Origin of the sequence: Mycobacterium sp., from assembly GCF_046095365.1 — a bacterium.
Classification (GTDB): Bacteria; Actinomycetota; Actinomycetes; order Mycobacteriales; family Mycobacteriaceae; genus Mycobacterium.
Window position 1 is genome coordinate 1 of the sequence record NZ_JBJTJF010000094.1, and the last position, 10,341, is coordinate 10,341.

Below are 10,341 nucleotides of genomic sequence, written 5' to 3' on the forward strand. Positions count from 1 at the left end.
CCGGCGCCGTCCGGAAGTTCGGTTGCCGCAGAGGGGGTCTCCTCCGGCTCGTCGAGGAGGTCGAATACCCGCTCGGCGCTGGCCGCCCCGGACTGCAGGGTGTTGTACATGCCGGCCAATTGGGTCAACGGCTGGTTGAACTGGCGGACATACTGGATGAAGGCCTGGACGCCGCCCAGGGTCATCCGGCCGGTGGCCACCTGGAATCCGCCGAGCACCGCGACGGCCACATAGCTGAGGTTGCCGACGATCATGGCGGCCGGGGACACCAGGCCGGAGAAGAACTGGGCGCCGAACCCGGCGTGATAGACGTCGTCGTTCAGGAGGGTGAACTTCTCCTGTGCCGAGGCGCGGTGGCCGAACGTCCGGACCACGGTGAACCCCGAATAGGTCTCCTCGACGTGGGCGTTGAGCCGGCCGGTGTTGGACCACTGGGCGACGAACAGCGTGCGCGAGCGCCGGGTGATTGCCCGGATCGCCAGCAGCGACAACGGGACGATGGCCACGGTGATCGCGGTCAGCAGGGGTGAGAGGAGGAGCATCATCACCAGAACCGCGACGACGGTGAGCGCCGCGGTGAGCAGTTGGCTGATCGTCAACGACAACGACGTCGCGATGTTGTCGACGTCGTTGGTCACCCGGCTGAGCAGCTCGCCACGCTGGCGGGCGTCGAAATAAGCCAGCGGAAGCCGGTGGATCTTGGCCTCCACCTCGGCACGCAGGGTGGTGATGGTGCGCTGGACGATCACGTTGAGCAACCGGGCCTGGCCCCAGATGAGCAGTGCGGCAAGCAGATACAGGCCCAGCGCCACGGCCAGGGTCCGGCCCACCGCCGCGAAGTCAACCCCCTGGCCGGGTATCACGTCCATTCCGGAGAGCAGGTCGGCGAAGCGGCCGTCCCCTCGTGCCCGCGCCTCGGCGATCGCCTGCTCCTTGGAGATCCCGGCGGGTAGCCGCCGGCCGATCACCCCGTTGAACAGCAGGTCGGTGGCGTGGCCCAGAACCCTCGGGCCGATCACCGACAGGGCGATACCGGCCACCGCCATCGCCAGCACCGCCGTGGTGGGCCGGCGATGCGGGGTCAGCCGCCGCAGCAGTCGCAGGATCGAACCGCGGAAGTCGCGCGGGCGCGCGTGCTCGGGATCGGCCAGCATCGCGGGCACCCCGGCCCGCATCGGAGGCGGGGCGGTCACGGCGCCCCCACCTCGACCGCCTGCGATTCGACGAACTCGGCGTAGGCCGGACAGTCGCCGGGCAGCGTCCGGTGGGTGCCCACCCCGACCACCCGGCCGCCGTCGAGCACGATGATCTGGTCGGCGTCGGCGACGGTCGAAATCCGCTGGGAGACAATGACGACGGTCGCGCCGGCGGTGATCTCGCGCAATCCGGCGCGTACCCGGGCATCGGTACGGACGTCGAGTGCGGACAGCGCGTCGTCGAACACGTAGAGCGCCGGGCGGCGGATCATCGCCCGGGCGATCGCCAGCCGCTGACGCTGTCCGCCGGACAGGTTGGCGCCGCCCTGGGCGATGCGCATTCCCAGCCCGTCGGGGCTCGCGCCGACGAAGTCGTCGGCGGCGGCCATCCGCAGCGCCGTCCACATCTCGTCCTCGGTGGCGTCCGACTTGCCGTAGCGCAGGTTGTCGGCGACGGTCCCGGTGAACAGGTAGCCCCGCTGGGGCACCAGCCCGAGCGACGACCACAGCGATTCGGTGGCGTAGTCGCGGACGTCGACGCCGTCCACCCGGACCGACCCGGCTGTCACGTCGTAGAGCCGGCAGATCAGCGCCACCAGAGTGGATTTCCCCGACCCGGTGCCGCCGACGATCGCCGTCGTCGTCCCCGGCGAGGCGGTGAGGGTAACCCCTTGCAGCACCGGGCGTTCGGCTCCCGGATAGCGGAAGGTGACGTCATCGAGGGCCAGCGCGCCGCGTACGCCGTCGCGCGCGAGCAGCGGCGCGGGCGGATCGCTCAGGCCGGGCGGGGTCGAGAGCACCTCGGTGATCCGCTCGGCGCACACCGACGCCCGGGGCAGCATCACCAGGATGAGGGTGGCCATCAGGACGGCCATCAGGATCTGCATGAAGTAGGACAGGAAGGCGATCAGCGACCCGACCTGCATGGTGCCGGCGTCGATGCGCAGGCCGCCGAACCAGATCAGCGCGACGCTGGAGATGTTGACCGTCAGCGTGGTCACCGGCAGCATCAGCGCCTGCCAGCGGCCGGCCTCCAGGGCGGCCCCGGATACCGCGCGGTTGGCGGCGGCGAAGCGCCGCTCCTCGAACGGCTCGCGGGCGAAAGCCCGCACCACCCTGATGCCGGAAAGCTGCTCGCGCAGCACCCGGTTGATCCCGTCGATCAGGCGCTGCATGCTGCGGAACACCGGCAGCATCCGGGACACGATCAGGTAGTTCGCGACCGCCAGCACCGGCACGCTCACCAGCAGCAGCCAGGACAGCCCGGCGTCCTGGCGGATCGCCATGACGACTCCGCCGACGCACATGATCGGGGCGGTCACCAGCACGGTGGCGGTCATCTGGACCAGCGTCTGGATCTGGGAGACGTCGTTGGTGCTGCGGGTCAGCAGCGACGGCGCCGTGAATCGGGCGGTCTCGGCCTCGGAGAAGCCGAGGACGTGGCCGAACATCGCCGCGCGCAGGTCCCGGCCGAACCCCATGCCGGCGCGGGACCCGAAGTAGACCGCCCCGACCGCGCAGGCGCCCTGCAGCGCCGTCACCACCAGCATCACCAGCCCGAGCCGGGCGATCAGCGCGGTGTTCCCGGTGGCGACACCGTCGTCGATGATCGCGGCGTTGACCCCCGGCAGGTACAGCGACGCCAGTGCGCTGAGGGTCTGCAGCACCATCACCATCGCGACCGGTCGCCGGTACGGCCGGATGTACCGCCGCACCAGCGCCAGGAGCATTTCGTTACTGTCCCACACCTGCCGACGGTGGCAAACCGCCTGCTCAGCCGGTGTGTCGGCGGTCGGGCCGACGGCTGCCGCTACAGTGCATGCTGTGACGAGTCAGCTGCCCGGAAAGACGGCGGTGCGAACGTTCGCGGTCGTGCTGGCCGCCGCGGCGGCAATCGCCGGCCTCCCGGGGTGTTCGCAGTCCGGTGGCGCAGATCAGCCCCAGTCCCAACAGCAGGAGCAGGATTCCGGTTCGCCGGCCGCCGGGTCCGGGAAGCACGGTCCGATGTTCCCGGAGTGCGGAGGCGTCAGCGATCAGGTGCTCGCCGAGCAGACCCGGGTGACCGGTCTGGTCAAGACGGCGGTGAACTCGGCGGGGTGCCAGTGGCTGGCGGGCGGCGGGATCCTGGGTCCGCACTTCTCCTTCACCTGGTTCCGGGGCAGCCCGATCGGCCGGGAACGCAAGACCGAGGAACTGTCCCGGACCAGCGTCGAGGACATCACCATCGAGGGCCGCAAGGGCTGGGTCGCGGTGGGCACCGACCCGATGCTGGGGGACAACCTGTGCGAGATCGCGGTCAACGTCAGCGACGACGACTTCATCGAGTGGTCGGTCAGCTTCGCCCAGAAGCCCTACCCGCCGGCCTGCGACGTGGCCCAGGAACTGACCCGTCAGTCGATTGTGAACGCGAAATGAGCACGCCGATGCGTCGCCGGGTCACTGCCGGCGTCATCGCCACCCTGCTGGCCCCGGCGCTGCTCGCCGGCTGCGCCAAGACCGTCGAGGGGACGGCGATGAAAGCCGGCACCGGCATCTCGCGCGGCGACAACTCCGCCGACAAGTACCCCAACCTGCTCAAGGAATGCGACGTGCTGACCGCCGACGTGCTCGCCAAGACCGTCGGCGCCGACCCGCTGGACATCCAGAGCACCTTCGTCGGCGCGGTCTGCCGCTGGCAGGCCCTCAACCCCGCCGGCCTGATCGACATCACCCGGTTCTGGTACGAGCAGGGCAGCCTGGACAACGAGCGCAAGGTGGCCGACTACCTGCAGTACAAGACGGAGAGCCGGGCCATCAACGGCATCGCCTCGATCGTCATGCGCGGCAACGACCCCAACGGCGGGTGCGGGGTGGCCAGTGACGCCGCCGGAGTCGTCGGCTGGTGGATCAATCCCCAGGCGCCCGGTATCGACGCCTGCGCCCAGGCCATCAAGCTGATGGAACTGACGCTGGCCACCAACAGCTGACGCCTACCCCCGCACCGCCTGCAGCAGGGCTTCGGCGGTCGCGTCGGAGGACGCCGGATTCTGGCCGGTGATCAGCAGCCCGTCTCGTTCGACATGGGCGTGCCAGTCCTCGGCGCGCCGGTAGTCGCCGCCGTTGTCCCGCAGCATCTCCTCGACCAGGAACGGAACCACGTCGGTCAGCCCGACACCGGCCTCCTCGGTGTTGCTGAATCCGGTGACCCGCTTGCCGCGCACCAGGGGTGCCCCGGTGGAGTCCTTCACGTGGCGCAGCACCGCGGGGGCGTGGCAGACCGCGGCCACCGGTATGCCACGCCCGACGGCGCGCTCGATCAGGGCGATCGAGCCGGCGTCCTCGGCCAGATCCCAGAGCGGCCCGTGACCGCCCGGGTAGAACACCGCGTCGAAGTGGGCGACGTCGACACCCGAGAGCGGGACGGTCGAGGCCAGCGCGGCCCGCGCGTCGTCGTCGGCCTCGAAACGGCGGGTCGCCGCCGTCTGGGCGTCGTCCGCCAGGCTTTTCGGGTCGACGGGCGGCTGCCCGCCCGTGGGCGAGGCCAGGGTCAGCTCGGCCCCGGCGTCCTTGAGGACGTAGTAGGGGGAGGCGAACTCCTCGAGCCAGAAGCCGGTGGGGTGGCCGGTGTCGCCGAGCCGGTCGTGTGACGTCAGGACCATCAGGATCTTCATATCCGCTCCGCTCTCACTCACTCGGGGGCCAGTTCATTCATGGGCGGGAACAACGACCGCACCGGTCTGACCCACTCGGCCAGCCGCTCGGCCGCATCCGAGTTGACCCCGCCGCAGGCCAGCCCCGACAGCGAGAAGCGCACCGTCCCGTCCTCAGCGACCGTGGCGGAGAAGCCGGTGCCACCGGTGCAGCCTTCCGCGGGTTCGGCCAGTGCCAGACCGCGCACCGCGGGAAACCCAGCTGAAACCTGCTGCCAGGCGGCCGGACTCACCGCAGCGGTCCGGTCGGCCAGCACATCGCCGTAGCTGTCGACGACGATCCTGGCCTGCGAACGGTCGAACACCAGCCTGAAGCTGCGGTGGAACGGCGGTGGAACCGACGAGTCATGGAACTCGTAGGTCACTGTCGCCGAGGGGGGCAGATCCGCTTCGCCCATCACGGTCGACACTACCCACGCAGCCGGGTCGGCGTTAGGCCGAACAGCCGACGTGTCGGTGCGCCGGGGCGGACACTGATCCGATGGCCTCCGCTTCCAGCGCCTGGCCGGATGTTCCGGCTTGGTCGTCGCAGGTCTTCGCGGCCCGAAACGTCAACGAGGCGTGGCTTTTCGTGCAGTGCCAGGGCGGTGAACGCGAGGACTCGCGCGCCGTGGACACCGAACTTCACCTCCTCGCCCGGCATCCGGAGGGCCTTCGGGTGCACCGGTTCACCCTCGGCGGCGGCGCACCGTGGGAGCCCACCGACTTCGGCGACGGGGCAAGCGAGATTCTGGATCCGGCCGAGTTGGTCTTCTTCGCCGACCGTGTGCTGCGCGAGCTTCCCGGCCCGGACGACCCGGTGCACCCGCGCGCCGTGGTGCGTCGGCTGCGGCTGGCCGCGGCGGCGCTGCGCGAGGCCGTCAAGCTCGTTCCGTCCGGCGGTGTCGACGGCGCCCGGTTCTTCACCGTCGCCGCACGCTCCTACGCACTCGCCAATCCCGACCGATTCGCCGCGGCCGAGCTCGGGCGCTATGCCGGCGTCCTTGACGCGTACGCAGACGAGTGGCAGCGCCGCTGATGACGGCCCGCATCGTCGAGACGCTGAAGGGTTTCCGCGAGAACACCGTGTCGCAGGACCACTTCCTGCGCTCAGTGCTGCGCCACCCTGACTGGCACATCCCGGTCGACGAGGCCGGCCGTCCGGTGCTGTGGACGTTGGGCGATCGGGGCTTTGTCGCCGCCCAGTCGGCACCGGTGAGTCCGGACGGATCCGGGACCCGCTGGACGCCCTCGGACGGCCGGAACCTCATTCGCAACCTCCCCTCCGACTGCGCCGGGGTGGTTTTCGAGTTGGGCACACCGGCCGCCTGCGTGATCGAGTTGGACGGGTCAGCCGAGACCCTGGCCTACTGGGTTAGTGTCCTGAATACGGAGGACGCCTTGCTCAATCCCGCTCCGGGACAGGCACGTTCGCTACTGGATCACGAGTGGTTCCTGCTTCGTGACGCCGACGGGGAGCCTCTCGTCGACGAGGTGGATTCATTCCGGGTGGTTCACGTGTTCACTGCGCCTGATCGGCTGCGCGATTTCCTGCAGAGCCGGCCGGCCTTCCGTCAGTCCGGCATCGGCAGCCTCGACGGGCGGATCCTTTTCGCCGAGTTGAACGCCCGCTCGGACTACGACGCGATCCTGTTGCACCACGGTCTCGATTTCACCGAGGTGCTCGGCCCCCAGGGTGCCGCGCTGTTCGCCGACGGGCAGGACGGCCGGTCGACGGCCAGGGTGCTGGCGGCCCGCACGACCGCCGAGATCCACCTGTTCCTCGACCTGGAGGGTGCGAGCCGGGAGAACCGAGACCACCGGTTGGAGTACGTCGGCGACGAGCTGGTGGCGCGCTACAGCGGCACCGTCGCCGGGTCGCCGCGCGCGTGGTGGTTTCAACCGGTCGGCCCCGCCGCGGACCCGTTGGACCTGGGCGAAGGTCCTTCGACGATTCTGTGCGCGGGTCAGCTTGCCGACCTGGTCCGTCGGCGGCTGCGGGGGTTGCCCGACGACCCCGAACGCCCGGACAACGACGACCGGGCATGGGCGGCAGGGGCGGCGCGGTGGGCGGACGAGTTGGCGAAGATGCTTGTCGGCGAAGCGCTTCCGCGGTCGGCGGTCCGGACCCCGGACGGCTCCCGCTACCTTCGGGAGTTCCCCGACATGGCCACCGCCGCCTGGATCGGCGACGCCGGACGCCGCGCCCGGATCCTGGCCGGACTCAGCTGACCGGCTTCAGGCTGACACCGGTCATGCTGAGGTATCCGGTGCCGTCCGTCGCCCGTTCCAGCGTGCCGCTGATCTGCACGGTGCACACCCCGCCGCAGCCCGCCACCACCGACCGGGCGTCGGGGCTCAGGTCGGCCTGCTTGACGAAGATGTCCACCGGCAGGCCGTTGGCGTCGGTGATGTCCCTGCCCGCCCTATCCAGCACCCGGCAGGCCGGCGGGCCGTCGCTGCCGGGGGTGGTCAGCAGCGAACAACGCTGCAGCACCACGGCGCTACCGGACAGACCGGGCGCCTGGACGAGGAACTGCTCGCCGCTCAGGCCTCCGCCGGCCGCCGGACTCGCGGAGGCCGCGGACGTCGACGGGGAGGCCGTGGCCGGCGAGTCGGTCGCCGTCGTCGTGGCGCCGCCGCATGCGGCCACGGACAGAGCCGCCGCGGCGAGCAGAACCGGAGTGGCCGGGAAATCCGCTGCCGTACATGGTCGCTCGGCCGAACGGCGCGACGACCGGCGCGGTGTCAGAGAGGGCCGGCGCGCCGCATCCACAACGCCGAATGAACCACCGCGCGGCGGGGCGGAAGGCCCGCCGAGCGTGCCGCAGGTGCGGCTTCAGGCGTACCGTCGGTGCCGGAAGATAGTGGGAGACAGACATGCCGTACATCGACTTGCCCGACGCACCGGGAATCATGGGCCCGCTGCTGTTCCGGCCGCAGACTGCCGGGCCGCTCTTCGATCTCGCCGAGGTCCTGTTGCGGGGCGAGAGCACCCTGAGCCGGGGTGAGCGGGAGATGATCGCCGCTTACGTCTCGCGGCTCAACCAGTGCCGGTTCTGCCACAACGCTCACGCCACCTTCGCGGCGCTGCAACTCGACGAGGGCGGGGAAGTGGTCGAGGCTGCGCTGCGCGACCCCGACACCGCGCCGATCAGCCCGAAGCTACGGGCACTGCTCGCTGTGGCGGCATTGGTGGCGCAGTCCGGGCTGGCGGTCACCGAGGAGGCTGTCCAGGCCGCCAGGGGTCAGGGCGCGACGGACCTGGAGATCCACGACACGGTGCTGATCGCGGCGGCATTTTGCATGTTCAACCGCTATGTCGACGGCCTGGGCGCCGTCACCCCGCCGGAGCGCGCCGACTATGCCGACATCGGGCGGTTGATCGTCGGCATCGGTTACGCGGCGGTCGTTGCGCCGGTCTCCGACCCCGGAATATCTTGTGCGCCAGAGTGATTGCCGCCCGGGAACCTCCCTCGACGGTTCGCGGGCGGAAGCGCTTCGCCCCGCACCGCCCGCCCGTTGGGCCTGTGGCAGCGATGACGCCGAGCTTATACCATGTGAAGAATGATTAATCAATAAGTAAAACGTGAATACTTGTTGTGATTCAAATCACGGAGATTATCTCGAAAGCATTAAAATTCGCTAGAATCCGCAGGACAAGCACGAAAACTTCTCCGAGGAGTCCTCCGATGGCTCAGCTGGCAGCGCAGGTCTGCGCTGCTGCTGTCGCCCTGGGGCTGTCGCTGGCCGGTCCTCAGGCTGCGGGATCGGCTTCCGCGGACACCGGGGAACGGGACCCGTCGGCGGCGCCTTCATCCCGCTCCGAACCGGCAAAATCCGCCGGACGCTCCCGCAAGCCCGTGGCGATCCGTGTCGGATCGAGCAGTGCACAGCCGGATGCTCGCCGCCGCGCCGTGCCGCGGCCTGCGGCGACGGCCCGCAACGGCTCGTCTGGAAAGACTGCCGCCGACAAGGTACCCAGGCTCGCGGCCACGGCGGCCACGGCGCCGGCCGGCGCTCGCCCAGTTCCCGCTCCCGGCGCATCGGTGGCATTGCCGTCGTGGCTTCGGCCGCCGCAGCCGACCGGCGGGAAGTCCGCGCATCTTCCGGTGTCGACCGGTGCCCCGCCGGCGCGCCGGCTTCGGCTTGAGATTCCGCGTCCGGCCGCGGCGCCGCTCACGACGTGGTCCTCCGGCGCCGAAGTCATGCCCGCACCCCCCGAAGCGGTGCAGGCCCCACGGTCAGCCCTCACCTCGCTTGGCGTGGGGACCGTTACCCGGTCGGTATCGGCGGCTTTGGAGAAGCTGATGTCCGACCTCGTGCCGGTGCAAGGGCTCGCCGAGGGCTCGCTGCTGCTTGTGCGCCGGATGACCGCCGCCCCGACGGCCAAGGCCGCAGTGCCGCTTGCCGCCGCTGCCGTAGGCCCGGCTGCGGTACAGACCATCACCCTCAGCAACCCGGCCGCGGTCACCCAGGGCACGTTCTCGATCGCGGGCGGTGGTTTGTCCAGGCTCAGTCAACTCAGTTCTCCGGGCGGGTCGACTCGCAACTTCGTCGCGACTTACTTCACCGCCGACGAGACCCGGAACTACGTGTTCGGGCAGACCAGTGCTCCGACCGACACCGTGATGATCCTCTACAACGGTGATTTCGACCCGACCCGCCCCGGCGTCAATGCCGTGGTTCTCAACGACGACACGTATTCAGGACGTCCGCCCGGCGTGGTGCCCTCGGGCTGTGGCGGGTCGGCGAGTCTGTGCCCGCAGGTCAGTGCGAACCTCACAGCCGGGCAGGTGGTCACCCTCGTGGTGACCACTTACTCGGCAAACCGGCCGCTCGGTCTGCCCCAGACCTTCTATGCCGACGGGCCCGGAAGACTCTCCGCCGCCCCGCCTGTCGCTGCCAATCGCCCGCCGACAGGCAGCGTCGTCGTCAATTCCCCCGACGGCAGTGGTCAGGTCACCGGTTCGGCGCAGGTCAGCGACCCCGACGCCGATCCGTTGACCTTTGTGGCCTCGACGCCGGGTAAGGGTGTTGTGACGGTCAACGCCGACGGCACGTTCAGTTATGTGCCCACCCCGCAGGCCCGTCATGCCGCGGCCGCTGACGGGGCGGCGGGTGCGGTGCTGGCCGATGCGTTCGACATCACCGTCTCCGACGGCCGTGGCGGCACCCTGGTCCTGCCGGTGGCGGTGGCGGTGGCCCCGGCCAATACCGCGCCGGGGGGGTCGGCCAGTGCCGGCGCTCCGGATGGCGATGGTCGGGTGGTCGGGTCGGTGTCGCTCAGCGACCCCGAAGCCGATCCGTTGACGTTGACCGCCGGGGCGCCGGGTCAGGGCGTTGTGACGCTCAACGCCGACGGCACGTTCAGTTATGTGCCCACCGCGCAGGCCCGTCATGCCGCGGCCGCTGACGGGGCGGCGGGTGCGGTGCTGGCCGATGCGTTCGAGATCACCGTCTCTGATGGGCACGGC

At 70.1% G+C, this 10,341-nt stretch carries 11 protein-coding genes; 6 read left to right on the top strand and 5 right to left on the bottom strand.

All coding sequences use genetic code 11. The features are described from left to right. Together ACKOQ4_RS08245 and ACKOQ4_RS08250 are read right to left on the bottom strand one after the other, a co-directional pair. A partial coding sequence (locus ACKOQ4_RS08245) for an ABC transporter permease (protein ID WP_526290707.1) occupies window positions 1-1,175 on the bottom strand: 1,175 nt, incomplete at its 3' end. Window positions 1,176-1,189: 14 nt separating this feature from the next. After that, window positions 1,190-2,926: an ABC transporter ATP-binding protein gene (locus tag ACKOQ4_RS08250; RefSeq protein ID WP_526290687.1), complete on the bottom strand. Its 1,737-nt coding sequence runs from the start codon at window positions 2,924-2,926 to the stop codon at window positions 1,190-1,192. An 85-nt stretch (window positions 2,927-3,011) separates the two neighbouring features. On the opposite strand from ACKOQ4_RS08250, the gene ACKOQ4_RS08255 reads away from it, so the two are divergent. Together ACKOQ4_RS08255 and ACKOQ4_RS08260 are read left to right on the top strand one after the other, a co-directional pair. Then, window positions 3,012-3,611, top strand: coding sequence for a DUF3558 family protein (locus ACKOQ4_RS08255; RefSeq protein ID WP_526290689.1), 600 nt, complete (start codon window positions 3,012-3,014; stop codon window positions 3,609-3,611). Continuing rightward, window positions 3,608-4,162, top strand: coding sequence for a DUF3558 family protein (locus ACKOQ4_RS08260; RefSeq protein WP_526290691.1), 555 nt, complete (start codon window positions 3,608-3,610; stop codon window positions 4,160-4,162). Before ACKOQ4_RS08255 ends, ACKOQ4_RS08260 begins: the two co-directional genes overlap by 4 nt. A 3-nt stretch (window positions 4,163-4,165) precedes the next feature. On the opposite strand, the gene ACKOQ4_RS08265 is transcribed toward ACKOQ4_RS08260, so the two are convergent. Next, a complete protein-coding gene (locus ACKOQ4_RS08265; protein ID WP_526290693.1) occupies window positions 4,166-4,846 on the bottom strand; it encodes a type 1 glutamine amidotransferase domain-containing protein in 681 nt (226 codons plus the stop codon). A 17-nt stretch (window positions 4,847-4,863) separates the two neighbouring features. Continuing rightward, a complete protein-coding gene (locus ACKOQ4_RS08270) occupies window positions 4,864-5,283 on the bottom strand; it encodes a hypothetical protein (RefSeq protein ID WP_526290695.1) in 420 nt (139 codons plus the stop codon). An 83-nt stretch (window positions 5,284-5,366) separates the two neighbouring features. Between ACKOQ4_RS08270 and ACKOQ4_RS08275 the strand changes: the two genes are divergently transcribed. Further along, window positions 5,367-5,903, top strand: coding sequence for a hypothetical protein (locus ACKOQ4_RS08275; protein WP_526290697.1), 537 nt, complete (start codon window positions 5,367-5,369; stop codon window positions 5,901-5,903). Continuing rightward, the gene (locus ACKOQ4_RS08280) at window positions 5,888-7,096 is read left to right on the top strand and encodes a hypothetical protein (RefSeq protein WP_526290699.1); all 1,209 of its coding nucleotides are present in this window, start codon (window positions 5,888-5,890) and stop codon (window positions 7,094-7,096) included. The genes ACKOQ4_RS08275 and ACKOQ4_RS08280 overlap by 16 nt, the downstream gene beginning before the upstream one ends. On the opposite strand, the gene ACKOQ4_RS08285 is transcribed toward ACKOQ4_RS08280, so the two are convergent. After that, window positions 7,089-7,517: a hypothetical protein gene (locus ACKOQ4_RS08285; RefSeq protein WP_526290701.1), complete on the bottom strand. Its 429-nt coding sequence runs from the start codon at window positions 7,515-7,517 to the stop codon at window positions 7,089-7,091. The genes ACKOQ4_RS08280 and ACKOQ4_RS08285 overlap by 8 nt on opposite strands. A gap of 227 nt (window positions 7,518-7,744) precedes the next feature. On the opposite strand from ACKOQ4_RS08285, the gene ACKOQ4_RS08290 reads away from it, so the two are divergent. Beyond that, window positions 7,745-8,320: a carboxymuconolactone decarboxylase family protein gene (locus ACKOQ4_RS08290; protein WP_526290703.1), complete on the top strand. Its 576-nt coding sequence runs from the start codon at window positions 7,745-7,747 to the stop codon at window positions 8,318-8,320. Window positions 8,321-9,174: 854 nt separating this feature from the next. Further along, a partial coding sequence (locus tag ACKOQ4_RS08295) for a cadherin-like domain-containing protein (protein ID WP_526290705.1) occupies window positions 9,175-10,341 on the top strand: 1,167 nt, incomplete at its 3' end.